The sequence below is a fragment of the Leclercia sp. GHBNCSD genome (assembly GCF_055805075.1).
Map to the genome: position 1 here is coordinate 164,113 of NZ_JBQVYO010000001.1, position 20,700 is coordinate 184,812.

Genomic DNA, 20,700 nt, shown 5'->3' on the forward strand with positions numbered 1-20,700 from the left:
TTTTAGCCTGACTCCCTATAGTAGCGCCCCGTTGCCCCCGAGAGGAAAGGCAGCAAAACAATATGGTGAGGTGTCCGAGTGGCTGAAGGAGCACGCCTGGAAAGTGTGTATACGGCAACGTATCGGGGGTTCGAATCCCCCCCTCACCGCCATATTTAAAGAAGAGCTCGCATGCAAATGCGGGCTTTTTTTTCGCATGTTGCTCGCCTGTGGGGGGGATGAGAATCCCCGACCGGGGTTCGACAACTGGCGCAGCCAGTTGGACAGACCGCGAACGCAGTGAGTGGGCTGCCCGTAGGGCGAGCGCAGCGAGTCAATCCCCCCCTCACCGCCATATTTAAAGAAGAGCTCGCATGCAAATGCGGGCTTTTTTTTCGCATGTTGCTCGCCTGTGGGGGGGGATGAGAATCCCCGACCGGGGTTCGACAACTGGCGCAGCCAGTTGGACAGACCGCGAACGCAGTGAGTGGGCTGCCCGTAGGGCGAGCGCAGCGAGTCAATCCCCCCCTCACCGCCATATTTAAAGAAGAGCTCGCATGAAAATACGGGCTTTTTTTTTTCGCATGTTGCATGCCTGTAGGGGGATGAGAACCCCCGACCGGGGTTCGACAACTGGCGACAGCGAGTCAATCCCCCCTCCCTACGCTATTAAAAAAAAGCCCGTACTTTCGTACGGGCTTTTTTCGCGCCATCAGCTTATTGTACGGCCTCCCGGCAGAGAAGATGTCTGATCCGGGTTCACACCTTTTTCATCTTTACGTTCCTTAACCCAGTGATCGGCATTTTTAATCCCAAGCCGGATCGGGTCAAATTGCGGATCGATACCTTGCGCTTTCTGCGTTTCATAATCTTTAAGGCTGGCAAATGCTTTTTTATGTAAAAGAACAATTGCAATAATGTTAAGCCACGCCATCAACCCGACCCCAATATCGCCCAGACCCCATGCCAGCTCCGCAGTACGCACGGTGCCATATACCGTGGAGGTTAACAGGAATATTTTCAGCAAGAACGTCAGCCATGGGCGGTTAATTTTGCGGTTGATAAAGGCAATATTTGTTTCAGCAATATAGTAGTAGGCAATAATAGTGGTGAAGGCAAAGAAGAACAGCGCAATGGCGACAAAGTAGTTACCAAAACCAGGCATCATACTTTCCATCGCGGTCTGCACATAGCCAGGGCCTGCTGCCACACCTGCGATGCCGGTGTAGATTGCCGCGCCATCAACGCCCTGAACATTATACAAGCCGGTGATCAACAGCATAAAGCCGGTAGCGGAGCAGACGAACAGCGTGTCGATATAGACTGAGAAAGCCTGAACCAGCCCCTGTTTCGCCGGATGACTGACTTCGGCCGCTGATGACGCATGTGGCCCTGTACCCTGCGCCGCTTCGTTGGAATAAACCCCGCGCTTAACGCCCCACATGATCGCCTGCCCCAGAACGGCGCCAAAGCCCGCTTCGAGGCCAAATGCACTTTTCCAGATCAGCAGAATAACGGAAGGAAGCTGTTCAATATTAATGGCGATAATAACGCAGGCCACAATAATATAACCGAGCGCCATAAAAGGAACGACCATGCTGCTAAAGCTGGCGATCCTTTTTACACCACCGAAAATAATGAAGCTTAACAGTATGGCCAATATTGCGGCGGTAACATTCGGATTAAGTCCGAAGGCAATATCCAGGCTGGCACCAATAGAGTTTGCCTGTACGCCTGGAAGTAATAAGCCGCAGGAGAAAATAGTCACTACAGCAAATAACCATGCATACCATTTTACGCCCAGCCCTTTTTCAATATAAAAGGCAGGACCGCCACGATATTCACCGTTAATTTTCTCTTTATAAACCTGACCCAGCGTGGATTCAACAAAAGCAGAGCTGGCACCCAAAAAGGCTACCATCCACATCCAGAACAGCGCGCCAGGACCACCAAAGGTAATGGCGGTCGCTACGCCGGCAATATTCCCGGTCCCCACACGTCCTGCCAGCGTCATCGTCAGTGCCTGAAACGACGACACCCCTGCATCGGTGGCGCGCCCCTGAAACATCAGCGCGACCATATGTTTAACATGGCGTAATTGCAGAAAGCGACTACGCAGTGAGAAATAGAGGCCGACACCCAGGCATAAAAATATTAACGCCGGGCTCCAGATAACACCATTAATTGCACCAACCAGTTCGTTCATGTATGGCCCTCAGCGTGATGGTCCAGAGAAAACGGATTCCCTGGAAGTTTCTTTATAGAATTGTGTTTGGATTACTACGAAACATAGATAATAGCCCGAAAGAGACCAACTTAATATTCGCGTGGCAGTAATGAATTGTGACAACATTCACGTTTAATTGATTATTTATAATTAGCCTGCTCATGATTTTCATACATATTTTGTGGATATTATGATTTAATATCACACTTCTGCATTTTTTATTAAAAAGCCCATTTGAATTAACGTTAAGACTTATAGATACAGCAAAACGTTGCGTAATACCCGGCATTTTCTATACGAAATAAGTATGACATCATCATAATGTGATCTTTAAATAGACAACCCAACAGAAGTGTTTCGACAGACACAGCTTCCCGGCATTGCGCCGGGAAGGGATTGCAGAAGAAAGTAAAACGAGAAGGTTATACCATTACCGGGAATAGACCTGCAGCGTCCGCTGGCACAGCGCCGAGCGCACGCAGTCGTCTTTATTGAAACGCACAATGCCCACCATCTCATCTTCCTCAAAACGTGCCAGCGCGTCGCTCAGCCCGGACGGAACCCCCGCCGGCAGGTCGCACTGGGTGATATCGCCATTGACGATAACCGTCACGTTCTCCCCGAGGCGCGTTAAGAACATCTTCATTTGCGCAGCAGTTACGTTCTGAGCCTCGTCGAGAATCACAACTGCATTTTCAAATGTACGTCCGCGCATATAGGCGAACGGCGCAATTTCAACCTTACCGATTTCGGGACGCAGGCAGTACTGCATAAAAGAGGCCCCCAGACGCTTCACCAGCACGTCATAAACGGGCCGGAAGTAAGGGGCAAATTTCTCCGAAATATCGCCTGGCAAGAAGCCGAGATCTTCATCAGCTTGCAGTACCGGACGGGTGACAATGATTTTATCGACGTCCTTATGAATCAGCGCCTCCGCCGCTTTGGCTGCACTTATCCACGTTTTCCCGCACCCGGCTTCCCCGGTGGCGAAAATAAGCGACTTATTCTCAATAGCATTCAGGTACTGCGCCTGAGCGTCGTTGCGTGCCGCAATTGGAGTTGTATCACGGCAGTCCCGCGCCATGCCAATTGCTTCAACACCACTCATCTGCACAAGCGAGGTGACCGACTCTTCTTCACGCTGTTTATGGCTACGTGAATCCCGTCTCAGCACACGTTTTGCTTCACGACGAGCTTTGATCACTGCTTTTTGTCTTCCCATGGATAGCACCTTGAGTTGTTGGTATTCATCACTCGCACCAGAGTCGGTGCGATTAGGCGAACAAACATCTGAGGGTTGGCTTCCTTCTAAGCCATAGCTTGCTTGGTTAAATGACCCGGCCGAATCGCTATGCTCACCATTCGTCAGGTCGGAAAAATCAGGATTTGCTGTGGAGGGGGAGAATTTTTCGGTGAAGAGATCGCTGCCGGAGTGTGGGCCTCCGCGCCGTGTGCTGCGGTTGTTGCGTTTACCATGTCCAGTTGAGGACCCAACCATTCGCGATCTCCAGAGTGATTCATGTTCACTGTAAGGTTTACCGCTTTCTTAATTTAAGTACATCAGGATTTAGCATGAATGCAACATTATTTTTACCTGAATGCAACTTTTAAGATTCGCCTGACAGCGATACTTAGTCTGCTATGGGGATATTACAGAATTATAACAAAGAGATAGCGGGACGAGAAAAAAACTGTCCCGCTTAAGGGGTAAGCGGGACGGTATTCAGGCCTCAAGCAGCCCCTGAGCAAGCCAGCCGTTTTTATCCTGTACGCCAGGCAGCGCAAAGAAGTAGCCTCCGCCAATGGGTTTGACGTACTCTTCCAGCGCCTCGCCGTTCAGGCGTTTCTGCACGGTCAAAAAGCCCTTCTCCAGATCGTGCTGGAAACAGACAAACAGCAGCCCCATATCCAGCTGACCGGAATTGGTCACCCCCAGCGAGTAGCTGTAGCCCCGGCGCATCATCAGGTTTTGCTCGGTCTCCTGAGTGCGCGGGTTGGCGAGGCGGATATGACTGTCGAGGGCGATAACATTGCCCTCCGGGTCGCTGGCGTAATCCGGCACGTCGTGCTCGTTCTTCATGCCCAGCGGCGCACCGCTCTGCTTGTCGCGGCCAAAAATGGTCTGCTGTTCTTTCAGCGGCGTCCGGTCCCAGAACTCCACGCGGAACTGAATAATGCGTACAGCCTGATAGCTGCCGCCCACCGCCCAGGCCGGTTCGCCCTGATCGGCGGTCACCCACACCACCCGATCCATTAATGGCCCATCCTGGCTGTTGGGGTTGGCGGTGCCATCCTTAAAGCCGAGCAGGTTCACCGGGGTCTCTTTGCCTTTGCTGCGCGCGGCGTGGTCAGAGATAAACCCTTCCCGCTTCCAGCGTACGCTTAACAGATCCGGGGTGTGCTTGATGAGATCCCGCAGGGCGTGGATCACCGTGTCCTGGGTATTGGCGCAGATCTGGATCAGCAGATCGCCATGGCACAACGCCGCATCCAGGGAGTCATTCGGGAAGCGCACCATCTTCTGCAACGATTTCGGTTTCTGCGCCGCCAGACCAAAGCGGTCATCAAACAGCGACGCCCCCAGCGACACCGTCATGGTGAGGTTATCCGGGGCGATATAGCTCCCCAGAATACCGGAATCCATCGGCGGCAGACGCGGGTTCGGCGTCTCAGGCGCCGGGCCGCCGGTGGTCAGAAAAGTAATGCGCTGGGTCAGCAGACGGAACAGGCGCTCCAGCTCGCTTTTATCGCTGGCGAGCACGTCAAAAGCCACCAGCATCATCGAAGCCTGCTGCGGGGTTAAGATCCCGGCCTGATGCAGGCCGTGAAACGGCTGCGTCTCCATTCGCGCATCCGGGGAGAGCGTGCCCGGCGCACTCTGCGGTTTTGCCGCATGCGCCACCGGACAGCCACCCGCCAGAGCAAGGGCGCCGCCAAGCGCCCCTACCCCTTTTAACAACCGACGTCGTGAAGGTTCAGCCACGTCGTACTCGTCATGCTTGTTCATCAACTTAGTCCAGACCCAGTACGCCACGCAGCTGCGCCAGATCTTCCGCCAGGGTGGTAATCGGCCCTTTCAGGGCATTACGGTCGGCATCGGTCAGCTTGTCGTAAGTCTCAAAGCCCTCTTTGGTGCGGTACTTCGCCAGAATGGTATTCACTTTCTTAAAGTTGGCATCCACTTTTTCCAGCAGGGCGCTGTTATCTTTTTGCAGCTGAGGACGCAGCAGGTCAACGATCTTCTGCGCGCCTTCGACGTTGGCCTGGAAGTCCCACAGGTCGGTATGGCTGTAGCGATCTTCTTCCCCGCTGATCTTGCTGGCGGCCACTTCTTCAATCAGCCCTGCCGCGCCACCCACCACTTTTGAGGGCGGGAAGGCCAGCTCACTGATGCGTTTTTGCAGCTCCAGCACGTCGCTGTTCAGCTGCTCCGCGTACTGCTCCATCCCTTTGGTGGAGTTGTCGCCAAACAGCGCTTTCTCCAGGCGGTGGAAACCGGTGAATTTCGGATCGGCGGCTTTCTGCTCGTAATCGTCTTCACGGGCGTCGATGCTGCCATCGAGATCCGAGAAGAGCTCGGCAATCGGCTCGATACGCTCGTAGTGCTGACGGGTCGGCGCATAGAGGGATTTCGCTTTTTCCATATCGCCCGCTTTCACCGCGTCGGTAAAGGCTTTGGTACCCGCGACCAGATCCGCGGTCTCTTGAGTGACGTACGCTTTATAGGCGGTAATGGCATCGCCGAGGCTCAACAGCGCGTCGCCTTTGGCGGCATCGGCGGTGGCGGCACCTTTCACGATCAGCTTGCCTTTCGGGTTGGTCAGCAGGCCGCAGGTCATGTCGTATTCGCCCGGCTCAAGGTTGGCGGTCATCTTCTGGCTAAAGCCCGGCGCGATGTTTTCCCGCTCTTCCACCACCATCACCCCTTTCAGGATCTCCCACTCCAGCGCTTTCTGGCTGTGGTTCTGGATGATGAACTGCGTTTTACCGCTATTGACCGTGATGGTCATCGGCTCACACTGTTTATCATTGACGGTAACTTTTACCTGTGGAACATCCGCGGCCTGTGCGGCGAATGCAGAAACGATCAGCGCTGCCACGCTAGCCTGTAATGCACTGCGACGAAAGTGGATTGCCATGACTTTTCCCTTTTAAAAGTATGTTGTAACTACAATGAGCACTTCAGGGCGCAGTACGCGACGGCTGAGCGCTGGGGCGCGATGGCATAAAGAACAGCGCCAGCGCCGGAATAAGATAGATAAAGTACACCGCCACTTCGCTGACGCTCGGCGTCTCCTGATAGCCAAAGATCCCCTCCAGCAGGGTGCCGGTCAGCGAATGGGTAGAGAGGACGTTACTGAGATCGAACGCCACCTCCTGGAAGTGGTTCCACAGGCCCGCCTCATGGAAGGCGCGGATCGCTCCCGCGGCCAGTCCGGCGGCCACCAGCAGAATAAACAGGCTGGTCCATTTGAAGAAGGCGCCCAGATTGAGACGAATGCCGCCCCAGTAGAGCAGGAAACCGAGCACCACCGCGGTCGCCAGGCCCAGCACCGCGCCCAGTGGCGGCCAGATCCCGACATCCTGCTGGAAGGCGGCCAGCAGGAAGAAGACCGACTCCAGCCCTTCACGCGCCACGGCGAAAAAGACCATCATGATCAGCGCCCAGCCGTGACTCTTGCCCTTCGCCAGCGCGCTGTCCACCGCCTGCTCCAGCTGGACTTTGACGTTACGGGACACTTTACGCATCCAGAAGACCATCCAGGTGAGGATCACCACCGCAATCAGGGCCACGATCCCTTCAAACAGCTCCTGCTCTTTTTGCGGGAATTCACCGGTGGTTTCGTTGATGGCAATGCCCAGGCCCAGGCAGAGGGCGGCAGCAAGGAAGACGCCAATCCACATCACGCCGATCCAGCGGCCCCGCTGGGTACGTTTCAGATAGCTGGCGATAAGACTGACAATTAAGGCTGCTTCGAGCCCTTCACGTAACATAATGAGGAATGGAACAAACATGCGACACCTTAAATGTTTTTCGCCGTCAACTGATGCAAAGAAAGGTAAATTCTTGTGATAGTGATTATCATTACGGCAATAAGAAATACAAGCGAAATATGCTGCATTTTGATGACAGGATGTAAACCCGTACCGGGAAAATAGTCACATAAGTGACTAAAAGGTGAATAAGTTATAACGTAAATGCCCATTTACGCTCACAGCAGGCTGTGGCTAAATATGCGCCTCATTAATCTGCTGAAAATCAACTATGTATCAATTCCTGCACTTCTTGCTGGCGCTGGTGGTTATCCTTGCGCTGGCCTGGCTGGTGAGCTTCGACCGCCGCAACGTCCGTATTCGCTACGTCATTCAACTCATTGTCATTGAGATTGCGCTGGCGTTCTTTTTCCTCCATGCCGAAAGCGGCCTGTTTGTTATTCAGTATGTCTCGGGCTTCTTTGAATCGTTACTGAAATATGCCGCCGAAGGGACCAACTTTGTCTTTGGCGGGATGGGAGAAAAAGGGCTGGCATTTATTTTCCTTGGAGTGTTGTGTCCGATTATTTTTATTTCCGCACTGATCGGCATTCTGCAACACTGGCGTATTCTGCCGGTGATAATTCGCATAGTCGGCACCCTGCTGTCGAAAGTGAACGGCATGGGCAAGCTGGAGTCGTTTAACGCCATCAGCTCCCTGACGCTGGGCCAGTCGGAAAACTTTATTGCTTACAAAGGGGTGCTGGGCGATCTCTCCTCGCGTCGTCTGTTCACCATGGCGGCCACCGCCATGTCCACCGTGTCGCTCTCCATCGTCGGCGCCTATATGACGATGCTGGAAGCAAAATATGTGGTCGCGGCGCTGATCCTGAATATGTTCAGCACCTTTATCATCCTCACGGTGATTAACCCGACCCGCCCGGAAGCGGAGCCGGAAATTAAGCTGGAGAAGATGCATGAGTCCCAGAGTTTCTTTGAGATGCTGGGGGAATATATTCTGGCTGGCTTCAAAGTGGCGATGATAATTCTGGCGATGCTGATTGGCTTTATTGCCCTGATCAGCGCCGTCAACGCCCTCTTCTCCAGCCTGTTTGGCTTGAGCTTCCAGCAGATTCTGGGCTATGTCTTCTATCCCCTGGCCTGGCTGGTGGGTATTCCGCTGAGCGATGCCCTGCACGCGGGCGGCATTATGGCGACTAAACTGGTGGCGAACGAGTTCGTGGCGATGATCGAGCTGCAAAAGATTGCCGCAGAGATGACCCCGCGCGGGCTGGGCATTCTGTCGGTGTTCCTTGTCTCCTTCGCTAACTTTGCCTCTATTGGCATTGTCGCCGGGGCGATTAAAGGGCTAAATGAGAAGCAGGGCAACGTGGTGTCACGCTTCGGTCTGCGTCTGGTGTATGGCGCGACGCTGGTGAGTCTGTTGTCGGCGAGCTTTGCGGGGTTAGTGTTGTAGTTTGTTGCCCGGCGGCGCTGCGCTTGCGCGGGCTTACAGGATAAGTAGGCCGGGTAAGCGCTAGCGCCACCCGGCAAACAGGCCGCACCCGGTCTTATCAGAACTGCACGCACACCGGCTGGTCAACGCGCATCACCGACTCCTGGGCGAAGCGCGTTTTATAGATCCCGCGCAGCGCCTCGATATTGCTCTCACTTTGCGCATCTTTACCGTGGATCAGCATCAGCGCCTTACTCGACTCACGCGCCACTTTTCCGTCGTTACCCAGCCACTGCCCGCGGGCATCAAATACCGTTAAGCCATCACGAAAACGCGGCGTCACGTCCTGATCCACAAACTGCTGCCACTCCTGGCCGGTGATCGCCTCCCCTGCCGGACGGTTCAGGCCGAAAAAGAGGGTGGTTTGCTGCAGCTGGTTATCGGCTTTGCAGGTGTTGTCCGCGGTGCTGTGTGAGGGGGCATTACAGCCTGCCAGCAGTAAAATCGCGCCTGCCACAAGCCCGTTTTTAAGTCTCATTCTTCGCTATCCTCATTGTAATTTGCCCTGCGATATCAGCGTAAATCACGGAAATTAGCAATAAAAAAAGCCGGGCAAGCCCGGCTTATAGCGTGTCTGTCACTTACTGCGCCTGCAACTTCGTTGGCGCGGTGGTGTGGTACTGGGCGTCGGCTTCCGCAAAGCGTTTCTGCATTGAGGTAGAGGGCGCTTTACCCATCAGGCTGAAGACCACGATCCCGATGCTGCCGAAGATAAAGCCCGGAATGATTTCATACAGGCCCAGCCAGGCGAACTGCTTCCAGACGATAACGGTAACCGCACCGATGATCATCCCCGCCAGGGCGCCATTGCGAGTCATGCGGGACCACATCACGGAGAACAGCACCACCGGACCAAAGGCGGCACCAAAGCCCGCCCAGGCGTAGCTCACCAGACCCAGCACGCGGTTTTCCGGGTTTGACGCCAGCGCGATGGCGACCAGCGCCACCACCAGCACCATAGAGCGACCGACCCACACCAGCTCTTTCTGGCTGGCGCCCTTACGCAGGAAGGCTTTGTAGAGATCTTCCGTGATGGCACTGGAGCAGACCAGCAGCTGGCAGCTCAGGGTGGACATCACCGCCGCCAGAATAGCGGAGAGCAGAATACCGGCGATCCACGGGTTAAACAGCACCTGCGCCAGCTCGATAAACACACGCTCGGCGTTCTGGTTTACTGCACCTGCCAGCGACGGGTTGTTGTTGAAGTAGGCGATACCGAAGAAGCCCACCGCACAGGCGCCGCCCAGGCAGAGGATCATCCACGCCATACTGATACGACGGGCATGGACGATGGTGTGGTGCGAATCCGCCGCCATAAAGCGCGCCAGGATGTGCGGCTGACCGAAGTAACCCAGCCCCCAGCCCATCAGCGACACGATGGCAACAAAGTTCAGCCCTTTCAGCATATCGACGTTTTCGATGCTCTTCTGCTGAATCACCGCCAGGGAGTCACCCAGGCCGCCTACCGACAGGATCACAATCACTGGGGTCAGGATCAGGGCAAAAATCATCAGGCTGGCCTGCACGGTATCGGTCCAGCTGACGGCCAGGAACCCGCCTACGAAGGTGTAGAGGATGGTCGCCGCCGCGCCCGCCCACAGTGCGGTTTCATAGCTCATGCCGAAGGTGCTTTCGAACAGGCGCGCGCCTGCCACGATGCCGGAGGCACAGTAGATGGTGAAGAACAGCAGAATAACTAACGCGGAGATAATACGCAGGATGCGGCTGTTATCTTCGAAACGGCCGGTGAAGTAGTCCGGCAGGGTCAGGGCGTTGTTGTTAGCTTCGGTGTGCACGCGCAGACGCCCGGCCACCAGCTTCCAGTTAATCCATGCCCCCAGCGTCAGACCGATGGCGATCCAGCTTTCTGAAATACCGGAGATAAAGATGGCGCCCGGCAGCCCCATCAGCAGCCAGCCGCTCATATCCGACGCGCCCGCAGAGAGCGCCGTCACGAACGGCCCAAGGCTTCGCCCGCCGAGGATGTAGTCGTCAAAGTTCTTGGTAGAACGCCACGCAAGGAACCCTATCAGGATCATGCCAAAAATATAGATAAGAAATGTCACCAGCATCGGTGTGCTAATTGCCATTTAAATACTCCGCAAAGATGTTCGACAGCCTTTTTGACCGTCTTTATTACACCCCCGGAACGAGAGGGTGATGATGTGTGTTTCTGTTGGCCGCGCGTATCCTGCCGTATGCGCCTCCATGACACAAATGATTTAACACTGCATTTACATGAATTTCATCCCCGGTTTCACACCAGATTCCTGGAGGTTGCACTCGCTCACGTTTTTTGAGGTTGCACCTGCAAAAAGTGTTAAGCGCCGCATGAAACCAGGGTTGATCGCTAAAATCCACAACTTTTTTGCGGTTAACTATCACGTAACATTCTATTCATTTTCCAGCTTGCAAACCGGGTCACATTTAACGTGGTTGCACAAAGTTGCAACATAGTGGATATTTCACGTTAACTACACTAGCGCTACTGAATCACAGGAGTTTTTGGCATGGGCATGACCACCATGGGGGTTAAGCTGGATGATGCGACCCGCGAACGGATTAAATCGGCTGCGACCCGAATTGACCGCACGCCACACTGGTTAATCAAGCAGGCGATCTTTAACTATCTGGAAAAACTGGAGAGCGACGAAGCCCTGCCAGAGCTGCCTGCCCTGCTGGCCGGTGCCGCCAACGAGAGCGACGATAGCGCCGAGGCGATCGAAGAGGTCCACCAGCCGTTCCTTGAATTTGCCGAGCAGATCCTGCCCCAGTCGGTGAGCCGCGCGGCCATTACCGCCGCTTACCGTCGCGCCGAGACCGACGCCGTGCCGATGCTGCTGGAACAGGCGCGTCTGCCGGAGCCAGTCGCCTCCCAGGCCCACAGCCTGGCGTATCAGCTTGCCGAAAAACTGCGTAACCAGAAAACGGCCTCCGGGCGCGCCGGCATGGTGCAGAGCCTGCTGCAGGAGTTCTCCCTCTCCTCCCAGGAGGGCGTGGCGTTAATGTGCCTGGCGGAAGCGCTGCTGCGTATCCCGGACAAAGCGACCCGTGACGCGCTGATCCGCGACAAGATCAGCAACGGCAACTGGCATTCACACATTGGCCGCAGCCCGTCGCTGTTCGTTAACGCCGCCACCTGGGGCCTGCTGTTTACTGGCCGTCTGGTCTCCACCCACAACGAAGCGAGCCTCTCCCGCTCTCTGAACCGCATTATCGGCAAGAGCGGTGAACCGCTGATCCGTAAAGGCGTGGACATGGCGATGCGCCTGATGGGCGAGCAGTTCGTCACCGGCGAAACCATCGCCGAAGCGCTGGCTAACGCCCGCAAGCTGGAAGATAAGGGCTTCCGCTACTCCTATGACATGCTGGGCGAAGCGGCGCTGACCGCCGCCGACGCGCAGGCCTATCTGGTCTCTTACCAGCAGGCGATCCACGCTATCGGTAAAGCCTCCAACGGTCGCGGCATTTATGAAGGCCCGGGGATCTCCATCAAGCTCTCCGCCCTGCACCCGCGCTACAGCCGCGCCCAGTACGACCGGGTGATGGAAGAGCTCTATCCGCGCCTGAAGTCCTTGACCCTGCTGGCGCGCCAGTATGACATCGGGATCAACATCGACGCCGAAGAGGCTGACCGTCTGGAGATCTCCCTCGATCTGCTGGAAAAACTCTGCTTCGAGCCGGAGCTGGCGGGCTGGAACGGGATTGGCTTTGTCATTCAGGCCTACCAGAAACGCTGCCCGTTCGTCATTGATTACCTGATTGATCTCGCCACCCGCAGCCGTCGCCGCCTGATGATCCGTCTGGTGAAGGGCGCCTACTGGGACAGCGAGATCAAACGCGCGCAGATGGAAGGTCTGGAGGGTTATCCGGTCTATACCCGCAAGGTCTACACCGACGTCTCCTACCTCGCCTGCGCCAAAAAGCTGCTCGGCGTGCCGAACCTGATCTATCCGCAGTTCGCCACCCACAACGCCCACACCCTGGCGGCCATCTACCAGCTGGCCGGTCAGAACTACTATCCGGGCCAGTACGAGTTCCAGTGCCTGCACGGCATGGGTGAACCGCTGTACGAGCAGGTCACCGGTAAAGTGTCCGAGGGTAAACTGAATCGTCCGTGCCGTATCTACGCCCCGGTCGGTACTCACGAAACGCTGCTGGCGTACCTGGTGCGTCGTCTGCTGGAGAACGGGGCCAACACCTCCTTCGTTAACCGCATCGCCGATGCCACCCTGCCGCTGGATGAGCTGGTGGCGGACCCGGTACAGGCGGTGGAAAAGCTGGCCGCCCAGGAGGGTCAGGTTGGTCTGCCCCATCCGAAGATTGCCCTGCCGCGTGAGCTGTACGGCAATGGCCGCATCAACTCCGCGGGCCTCGATCTGGCGAACGAACACCGTCTGGCATCGCTCTCCTCGTCGCTGCTCAACAGCGCCCTGCAAAAATGGCAGGCGAAACCGATCCTGGAGCAGCCGGTCAGCAATGGCGAAATGCAGCCGGTGATCAACCCGGCCGAACCGAAAGACATTGTCGGCTTTGTCCGCGAAGCGACCGAAGAGGAAGTGGATCTGGCTCTCGACAGCGCGGTGAACAATGCGCCGATCTGGTTCGCCACCCCGCCGCAGGAGCGTGCAGCCATTCTGGAGCGCGCTGCGGTGCTGATGGAAGATCAGATGCAGCAGCTGATTGGCATTCTGGTGCGTGAGGCGGGTAAAACCTTCAGCAACGCCATCGCCGAAGTGCGCGAGGCCGTTGACTTCCTGCACTACTATGCCGGTCAGGTGCGTGACGATTTCGACAACGAAACCCATCGCCCACTGGGGCCGGTGGTCTGTATCAGCCCGTGGAACTTCCCGCTGGCGATCTTCACCGGCCAGATTGCCGCCGCCCTTGCCGCGGGTAACAGCGTGCTGGCCAAACCGGCGGAACAGACCCCGCTGATTGCCGCTCAGGGGATCAATATCCTGCTGGAAGCGGGTGTCCCTGCGGGCGTCGTGCAGCTGCTGCCGGGCCGCGGCGAGACCGTGGGTGCCAAACTCACCGCCGACAACCGCGTGCGCGGCGTAATGTTCACCGGCTCCACCGAAGTGGCCTCCCTGTTGCAGCGCAACATCGCCACCCGTCTGGATGCCCAGGGCCGTCCAACGCCGCTGATTGCGGAAACTGGCGGTATGAACGCGATGATCGTCGACTCCTCCGCCCTCACCGAGCAGGTGGTGGTGGATGTGGTGGCTTCGGCCTTCGACAGTGCCGGACAGCGCTGCTCTGCCCTGCGCGTACTCTGCGTGCAGGACGAAGTGGCCGATCACACCCTGAAAATGCTGCGTGGCGCGATGGCGGAGTGCCGGATGGGCAACCCGGGCCGTCTGACCACCGACATTGGCCCGGTGATCGACGCCGAAGCGAAAGCCAACATCGAAAACCACATCCAGGCGATGCGTGCGAAAGGCCGTCCGGTCTACCAGGCGGTGCGTGAGAACAGCGAAGATGCCCGCGAGTGGACCAGCGGCACCTTTGTGGCGCCAACCCTGATTGAACTGGCGAGCTTCGATGAACTGAAGAAAGAGGTGTTTGGCCCGGTGCTGCACGTGGTGCGTTACAACCGTAACAACCTCGACCAGCTGATCGCGCAGATCAACGCCTCCGGCTACGGTCTGACCCTGGGAGTGCATACCCGCATCGATGAAACCATCGCCCAGGTGACCGGCAGCGCCAACGTCGGCAACCTCTACGTGAACCGCAACATGGTCGGCGCCGTGGTCGGCGTGCAGCCGTTCGGCGGCGAAGGGCTGTCGGGCACCGGTCCGAAAGCCGGTGGTCCAATGTACCTCTATCGCCTGCTGGCTAACCGTCCGGCCAATGCGCTGGGCGTCACCCTGGCGCGTCAGGATGCGCAGTACGCGGTAGACACCCAGGTGAAAACGGTGCTGACCCAGCCGCTGGAAGCATTAAAAGCGTGGGCGGAAAAACGTCCTGAACTGCGCGAGCTGTGTCAGGAGTATGGCGAGCTGGCTCAGGCCGGTACCCAGCGCGTATTGCCAGGGCCAACGGGCGAGCGCAACACCTGGACGCTGATGCCGCGCGAGCGTGTGCTGTGCGTGGCGGATAACGAGCAGGATGCGCTGATCCAGCTGGCGGCGGCGATGGCGACCGGGTGTGAAGTGCTCTGGCCGGAAGATAGCCTGCACCGTGACCTGGCGAAGCAGCTGCCGAAGGCGGTGACGGAACGGATTCGTTTCGCCAAAGCTGATGTGCTGACCAGCCAGCCGTTCGACGCGGTGATCTATCACGGTGATTCCGACCAGCTGCGCGAGCTGTGCGAGCAGGTTGCGGCCCGCAGCGGGGCGATTGTCTCCGTGCAGGGCTTCGCCCGGGGTGAAACCAACCTGCAGCTGGAGCGTCTGTACGTGGAGCGTTCGCTCAGCGTGAACACCGCCGCAGCAGGGGGTAACGCCAGCCTGATGACCATCGGTTAAGCGTGCAATCTCTCCCCGGTGGCGCTACGCTTACCGGGGCTACAGAGGTGACATTCTGTTTTTGTAGGCCGGATAAGCACAGCGCATCCGGCTTTTTTATAGGGAGGGAAAGATGAAACGAGCTTTTATCGCCGGTGCCGCGTTACTGCTGAGCACCAGCGCGCTGGCGGATGAGTGCGCCAACGCCAGCACCCAGGCGGAGATGAACAGCTGCACCGCGCAGCAGTATCAGGCCGCGGATAAAACCCTGAACCAGACGTATCAGGCAGCCATCAAGCGCGCCGACGCCCCCCAGCGTGAGCTGCTGAAAAAGGCGCAACAGGCGTGGATCGCCCTGCGCGATGCTGACTGCGCCTTTATCGGCTCCGGCACTCAAGGCGGCTCTATTCAGCCAATGATTGTGAACCAGTGTCTGGCGGATAAAACCAACGAACGGGAAGCCTATCTGGCCACGCTGATGCAGTGTGAAGAGGGCGATTTAAGCTGCCCGCTGCCCCCGGGGAATTAACGCACCCGGATCCCTTCGATAATCATCCGCTCCACGTTCTCCACCGTGCTGTGGAAAAAGTCGTCATCCTTGAGCGTCTTGCCCGTCACCGCCTCCACCTGGGCGGAAAAGTCGGCGTAGTGCTGGGTGGCGGCCCAGATCATAAAGATTAGATGGTGTGGATCGACCGGGGCCAGTCTGCCGGTGGCGACCCACCCGGCAATGATCGCGGACTTCTCATCCACCAGCGATTTCATATCCCCGCTCAGCACCGTTTTCAGCAGCGGTGCCCCCTGCAACATCTCCAGACAGAACAGTCGCGACGCCTGGGGATAGTCCCGGGAGACCTCCAGCTTCAGGCGAATATACTGCTGGATCGCCACCAGCGGGGTGAGCTCCTCACGAAACGCCTTCAGCGGGGCCAGCCAGATATCGAGGATCTGTTGCAGAACGGAGACGTACAGCGCCTCTTTCGAGGGAAAGTAGTAGAGCAGATTGGTTTTTGACACCCCCGCCAGCTCCGCCACCTGCTCCAGCCGGGTGCCGTGGATGCCAAACTGCGAGAAGGTCTCCAGCGCCGCCGCAAGGATCGCCTGTTTTTTCGCGCTCACCGCCTGCGAACGTTTACCGCCTGTCTTCACTGCGCCTTGTGCCATTTGCTCACTCCGTGTTGATCAGCCCCCAGCATAGCAAAACCCCTGCTTTACCACGACAATCTGCACCGCCACCGCGCACGACTGCCTGCTTTGTGTGCAACTATTTTGACCAGACAGTCCACTTTTATAACCAGCAATTCATCAACCATTTCTTAACACACTAATAACATTACAGATTTCAAAACTGGCACTCCCTTTGCAAAACCGAGACTACGCGGCTGAACAGGAGATGCAGGATGCAGCGCCACGTCTGACTTTCACCCCCAAGCTGAGATGAAGAGAGGTTCGTGATGAAAATTGGCGTATTCGTTCCCATTGGCAATAACGGCTGGTTGATCTCTACCCACGCGCCGCAGTACATGCCGACTTTTGAGCTGAACAAAGCCATCGTGCAGAAGGCAGAGCACTATCACTTCGATTTTGCCCTGTCGATGATTAAGCTGCGCGGCTTCGGCGGGAAAACCGAATTCTGGGATCACAACCTGGAGTCCTTCACCCTGATGGCGGGGCTGGCGGCGGTCACCTCCCGCATCCAGATCTACGCTACCGCCGCCACCCTGACCCTGCCTCCGGCCATCGTGGCGCGGATGGCCTCCACCATCGACACCATCTCCGGCGGACGCTTTGGCGTTAACCTCGTCACCGGCTGGCAGAAGCCGGAGTATGAGCAGATGGGGCTCTGGCCGGGAGATAACTATTTTTCGAAGCGCTATGACTACCTCACCGAGTATGTGCAGGTCCTGCGGGATCTGTGGGGCACCGGCAAGAGCGACTTCAAAGGTGAGTTCTTCACCATGAACGACTGCCGCGTCAGCCCCCAGCCGTCGGTGCCGATGAAGGTGATCTGCGCCGGGCAGAGCGATGCCGGGATGGACTTCTCGGCGAAATATGCCGACTTCAACTTCTGCTTCGGCAAAGGGGTTAACACCCCAACGGCCTTTGCCCCTACCGCTGCGCGCATGAAACAGGCCGCTGAAAAAACCGGGCGCGATGTCGGCTCCTATGTGCTGTTTATGGTCATTGCCGACGAGACCGACGAGGCGGCGCGGGCGAAGTGGGAGCACTACAAAGCCGGGGCCGACGACGAGGCCCTGAGCTGGCTCAGCGAGCAGAGCCAGAAGGACACCCGCTCCGGGGCCGACACCAACGTGCGGCAGATGGCCGACCCGACCTCGGCGGTGAATATCAACATGGGCACCCTGGTCGGCTCTTATGCCAGCGTGGCGCGGATGCTTGATGAGGTAGCCAGCGTGCCGGGTGCCGAAGGGGTGCTGCTGACCTTTGATGACTTTATTGCCGGGATTGAAACGTTTGGCGAGCGCATCCAGCCGCTGATGCAGTGCCGCGCCCATATTCCGGTTATGACAAAGGAGGTCGCGTGATGACCACTCTGCCCGCACGCCCGGAAGCCATCACCTTTGACGCCCAGCAGAGCGCGCTGATCGTGGTGGATATGCAGAACGCCTACGCCAGCCCTGGCGGCTATCTCGACCTCGCCGGGTTTGACGTCTCCGCCACCCGGCCGGTGATCGAGAATATCCGCACCGCGGTGGCCGCCGCCCGCAAGGCCGGGATGCTGATTATCTGGTTCCAGAACGGCTGGGATGAAGAGTATGTGGAGGCGGGGGGCCCTGGCTCGCCCAACTTCCACAAATCGAATGCGCTGAAAACCATGCGCCAGCGCCCGGAGCTGCACGGCAAGCTGCTGGCGAAAGGCGGCTGGGATTACCAGCTGGTGAATGACCTGGTGCCGGAGCCGGGGGACATCGTGCTGCCGAAACCGCGCTACAGCGGCTTTTTCAACACCCCGCTGGACAGCATTTTGCGCAGCCGCGGCATCCGCCACCTGATCTTTACCGGCATCGCCACCAACGTCTGCGTGGAGTCCACCCTGCGCGACGGCTTCTTCCTGGAGTACTTTGGCGTGGTGCTGGAAGACGCCACCCACCAGGCGGGGCCGGCATTTGCCCAGCAGGCTGCGCTGTTCAACATCGAAACCTTTTTTGGCTGGGTTACTGACGTCGCCACCTTCTGCGACGCCCTTTCCCCTGCCGCTTATGCCCGTATCGCCTGAGGAGCTACCTTATGCCGAAATCTGTGATTATCCCCCAGGGGACCAGCACGCCGATTGCCCCCTTCGTCCCCGGCACCCTGGCGGACGGGGTGGTTTACGTCTCGGGCACCCTGCCGTTCGACGCGGATAACAACGTGGTGTTTCCCGATGACCCAAAGGCGCAAACCCGCCACGTGCTGCAGACCATCCAGCGCGTTATCGAAACGGCAGGCGGGACGATGGCGGATGTGACCTTCAACAGCATCTTTATTACCGACTGGAAAAACTACGCCGCGATTAACGAGATCTACGCTGAATTTTTCCCCGGCGATAAACCGGCGCGCTTCTGCATTCAGTGCGGGCTGGTGAAACCCGAGGCGCTGGTGGAGATCGCCACTATCGCCCACATTGGCCGGTGAGGTTGCCATGAATCTTTCCATTTCACCGCCGCCCTTTGCGGACGCGCCGGTTGTGGTGCTGATCGCCGGACTGGGGGGCAGCGGCAGCTACTGGCTGCCCCAGCTCGCCGACCTTGAGCAAGGGTATCAGGTGGTCTGCTACGACCAGCGCGGCACCGGCAATAACCCCGGCGAGTTGCCGGAAGATTACACCCTGGCAGCGATGGCCGACGAGCTGTGGCAGGCGCTCTCTCTCGCAGGGATCGCGCGGTTCAGCGTGGTGGGCCATGCCCTGGGGGCGCTAATCGGCCTGCAGCTGGCAGTGGATCACCCGCAGGCGATCGGTGCCCTGATATGCGTTAACGGCTGGCTGACGCTGAATCCGCATACCCGCCGCTGCTTCCAGATCCGCGAGCGGCTGCTGCATGCCGGAGGGGCGCAGGCGTGGGTGGAAGCCCAGCCGCTCTTTCTCTATCCCGCCGACTGGATGGCGGCCCGCCAGCCGCGCATGGAGGCCGAAGAGGCGCTGGCCCTGGCCCACTTCCAGGGCAAAAGCACCCTGCTGCGCAGGCTCAATGCCCTGAAGCGGGCCGATTTCAGCCGCCAGACGGCGCGCATTCACTGCCCGGTGCAGATACTTTGCGCCGCCGACGATCTGCTGGTGCCCTCGGTCTGTTCGGCAGAGCTGCATGCCGCCCTGCCCGGCAGCCTGCTTACCGTGATGCCCCGGGGCGGGCACGCCTGCAACGTGACCGAGCCGGAGGCGTTTAACGCCCTGCTGCAAAACGGGCTCGCCAGCCTGCTGCACCGCCACGAACGTTTACTGAAGGAGTTGCCATGAGTGAAGCCATCACCCCGACGGCGCAGCATGCGCTGTTTACCGAGGCGCGGACCCATAACGGCTGGCTGGATCGTCCGGTCAGCGACGAGACGCTGCGCGAAATCTATGACCTGATGAAATGGGGGCCCACCTCCGCCAACTGCTCTCCGGCGCGGATGGTCTTTATCCGCACCCCGGAAGGCAAAGAGAAGCTGCGCCCGGCCCTCTCCAGCGGCAACCTGCAAAAGACCCTCACCGCCCCGGTGACGGTTATCGTTGCCTGGGACAGCCAGTTTTACGAGCGACTGCCGGAGCTGTTCCCCCACGGCGATGCCCGGAGCTGGTTTACCGCCAGCCCGCAGCTCGCCGAGGAGACTGCCTTTCGCAACAGCACGATGCAGGCGGCCTATCTGATTGTCGCCTGTCGTGCGCTGGGGCTGGACACCGGGCCGATGTCCGGCTTTGACCGCGAAAAGGTGGACGCGGCCTTCTTCACCGGCAGCAATCTGAAAAGCAATCTGCTGATCAACATCGGCTACGGCGATACCAGCAAACTCTACGGACGACTGCCCCGCCTGAGTTTTGAAGACGCCTGCGGGCTGGCATAAGGAGCCACCATGAATATCGATAAACAAACGTTTCGTGATGCCATGGCCTGTCTGGGCGCGGCGGTCAATATCATCACCACCGACGGCCCGGCCGGACAGGCGGGCTTCACCGCCAGCGCGGTGTGCAGCGTGACCGACTCGCCGCCAACGCTGCTTGTGTGCCTGAATCGTAGCGCCTCGGTGTGGCCGGTGTTTAACGACAACCGCACCCTGTGCGTCAACACCCTGAGCGCCGGGCAGGAGTCCCTCTCGAATCTGTTTGGCGGCAAAACCCCGATGGCCGACCGCTTTGCCGCAGCAGGCTGGCAGACGGGTGCCACCGGCTGTCCACGTCTCGACGAGGCGCTGGCCTCGTTCGACTGCCGCATTAGCCAGGTGGTGAGCGTCGGCACCCACGACATTCTGTTTTGCGAGATCGTTGCAATAACCCGCCACCCGGTGCCCCAGGGCCTGGTGTGGTTTGACCGCGGCTACCACGCGCTGATGCGACCCGCCTGTTAATCCTCCTT

Annotated in this window: 17 protein-coding genes, 1 tRNA gene and 2 other RNA genes; 12 read left to right on the plus strand and 8 right to left on the minus strand. The window is 58.0% G+C overall.

Translation table 11 applies throughout. The features are described from left to right. The first annotated feature begins 64 nt into the window (after positions 1–64). The 3 genes from ACT3IC_RS00930 (at position 65) to ACT3IC_RS00940 (ending at position 517) form a co-directional block, all read left to right on the plus strand. A tRNA-Ser gene (locus ACT3IC_RS00930) sits at positions 65–152 on the plus strand. A gap of 45 nt (positions 153–197) precedes the next feature. Then, a non-coding RNA gene (locus tag ACT3IC_RS00935) (RtT sRNA) lies at positions 198–334 on the plus strand. Positions 335–380: 46 nt separating this feature from the next. Continuing rightward, positions 381–517: non-coding RNA, RtT sRNA (locus ACT3IC_RS00940), on the plus strand. Positions 518–691: 174 nt separating this feature from the next. Here ACT3IC_RS00940 and ACT3IC_RS00945 read toward each other — a convergent pair. The 5 genes from ACT3IC_RS00945 to efeU form a co-directional block, all read right to left on the minus strand. Next, a complete protein-coding gene (locus ACT3IC_RS00945; RefSeq protein ID WP_156654265.1) occupies positions 692–2,185 on the minus strand; it encodes an alanine/glycine:cation symporter family protein in 1,494 nt (497 codons plus the stop codon). Between the two features lie 451 nt (positions 2,186–2,636). Next, on the minus strand, positions 2,637–3,428 hold the full coding sequence (phoH, locus tag ACT3IC_RS00950) for a phosphate starvation-inducible protein PhoH (protein ID WP_168192048.1): 792 nt from the start codon (positions 3,426–3,428) through the stop codon (positions 2,637–2,639). A gap of 501 nt (positions 3,429–3,929) precedes the next feature. After that, complete coding sequence (gene efeB, locus ACT3IC_RS00955) at positions 3,930–5,213, minus strand: iron uptake transporter deferrochelatase/peroxidase subunit (RefSeq protein ID WP_103823669.1); 1,284 nt, start codon at positions 5,211–5,213, stop codon at positions 3,930–3,932. Positions 5,214–5,217: 4 nt separating this feature from the next. Beyond that, complete coding sequence (efeO, locus tag ACT3IC_RS00960) at positions 5,218–6,345, minus strand: iron uptake system protein EfeO (protein ID WP_156654264.1); 1,128 nt, start codon at positions 6,343–6,345, stop codon at positions 5,218–5,220. A 43-nt stretch (positions 6,346–6,388) separates the two neighbouring features. Next, a complete protein-coding gene (efeU, locus tag ACT3IC_RS00965; protein ID WP_103179032.1) occupies positions 6,389–7,222 on the minus strand; it encodes an iron uptake transporter permease EfeU in 834 nt (277 codons plus the stop codon). A gap of 250 nt (positions 7,223–7,472) precedes the next feature. Between efeU and ACT3IC_RS00970 the strand changes: the two genes are divergently transcribed. Beyond that, the gene (locus ACT3IC_RS00970) at positions 7,473–8,657 is read left to right on the plus strand and encodes a NupC/NupG family nucleoside CNT transporter (RefSeq protein WP_159339160.1); all 1,185 of its coding nucleotides are present in this window, start codon (positions 7,473–7,475) and stop codon (positions 8,655–8,657) included. A 97-nt stretch (positions 8,658–8,754) separates the two neighbouring features. Here the strand turns inward: ACT3IC_RS00970 and ACT3IC_RS00975 are convergent, their stop codons facing one another. Both ACT3IC_RS00975 and putP read right to left on the minus strand, forming a co-directional pair. Next, positions 8,755–9,174, minus strand: a complete 420-nt coding sequence (locus ACT3IC_RS00975) for a DUF3574 domain-containing protein (RefSeq protein ID WP_263950991.1) — start codon at positions 9,172–9,174, stop codon at positions 8,755–8,757. A 103-nt stretch (positions 9,175–9,277) separates the two neighbouring features. Next, the gene (putP, locus tag ACT3IC_RS00980) at positions 9,278–10,786 is read right to left on the minus strand and encodes a sodium/proline symporter PutP (protein ID WP_263950992.1); all 1,509 of its coding nucleotides are present in this window, start codon (positions 10,784–10,786) and stop codon (positions 9,278–9,280) included. Positions 10,787–11,206: 420 nt separating this feature from the next. Between putP and putA the strand changes: the two genes are divergently transcribed. Then, positions 11,207–15,169, plus strand: coding sequence for a trifunctional transcriptional regulator/proline dehydrogenase/L-glutamate gamma-semialdehyde dehydrogenase (gene putA / locus ACT3IC_RS00985; RefSeq protein ID WP_473475812.1), 3,963 nt, complete (start codon positions 11,207–11,209; stop codon positions 15,167–15,169). 112 nt (positions 15,170–15,281) lie between these two features. Continuing rightward, positions 15,282–15,677 carry a lysozyme inhibitor LprI family protein gene (locus tag ACT3IC_RS00990; protein ID WP_103179026.1) on the plus strand — a complete coding sequence of 132 codons (396 nt, stop codon included), beginning with the start codon at positions 15,282–15,284 and terminating at the stop codon, positions 15,675–15,677. Here ACT3IC_RS00990 and rutR read toward each other — a convergent pair. Next, positions 15,674–16,312, minus strand: a complete 639-nt coding sequence (gene rutR, locus ACT3IC_RS00995) for an HTH-type transcriptional regulator RutR (protein ID WP_103179025.1) — start codon at positions 16,310–16,312, stop codon at positions 15,674–15,676. The two genes, ACT3IC_RS00990 and rutR, sit on opposite strands and share 4 nt — an antisense overlap. A gap of 290 nt (positions 16,313–16,602) precedes the next feature. Here rutR and rutA point away from each other — a divergent pair, with 290 nt between their 5' ends. Genes rutA through rutF form a run of 6 tightly spaced genes read left to right on the plus strand, consistent with a single transcriptional unit; the run spans position 16,603 to position 20,692 of the window. Next, positions 16,603–17,694 (plus strand): pyrimidine utilization protein A, encoded by a 1,092-nt coding sequence (gene rutA, locus ACT3IC_RS01000; RefSeq protein WP_473475816.1) that lies wholly within the window; start codon positions 16,603–16,605, stop codon positions 17,692–17,694. Then, positions 17,694–18,386, plus strand: coding sequence for a pyrimidine utilization protein B (gene rutB, locus ACT3IC_RS01005; RefSeq protein ID WP_156654258.1), 693 nt, complete (start codon positions 17,694–17,696; stop codon positions 18,384–18,386). Before rutA ends, rutB begins: the two co-directional genes overlap by 1 nt. A gap of 11 nt (positions 18,387–18,397) precedes the next feature. Further along, positions 18,398–18,784 (plus strand): pyrimidine utilization protein C, encoded by a 387-nt coding sequence (gene rutC, locus ACT3IC_RS01010; RefSeq protein WP_103823659.1) that lies wholly within the window; start codon positions 18,398–18,400, stop codon positions 18,782–18,784. Positions 18,785–18,791: 7 nt separating this feature from the next. Beyond that, positions 18,792–19,604 (plus strand): pyrimidine utilization protein D, encoded by an 813-nt coding sequence (gene rutD, locus ACT3IC_RS01015; protein WP_103179021.1) that lies wholly within the window; start codon positions 18,792–18,794, stop codon positions 19,602–19,604. Next, a complete protein-coding gene (locus ACT3IC_RS01020; protein WP_214421819.1) occupies positions 19,601–20,191 on the plus strand; it encodes a malonic semialdehyde reductase in 591 nt (196 codons plus the stop codon). The genes rutD and ACT3IC_RS01020 overlap by 4 nt, the downstream gene beginning before the upstream one ends. Before the next feature lie 9 nt (positions 20,192–20,200). Continuing rightward, on the plus strand, positions 20,201–20,692 hold the full coding sequence (gene rutF / locus ACT3IC_RS01025) for an NADH-dependent FMN reductase RutF (RefSeq protein WP_103823656.1): 492 nt from the start codon (positions 20,201–20,203) through the stop codon (positions 20,690–20,692). Positions 20,693–20,700: the final 8 nt, after the last annotated feature.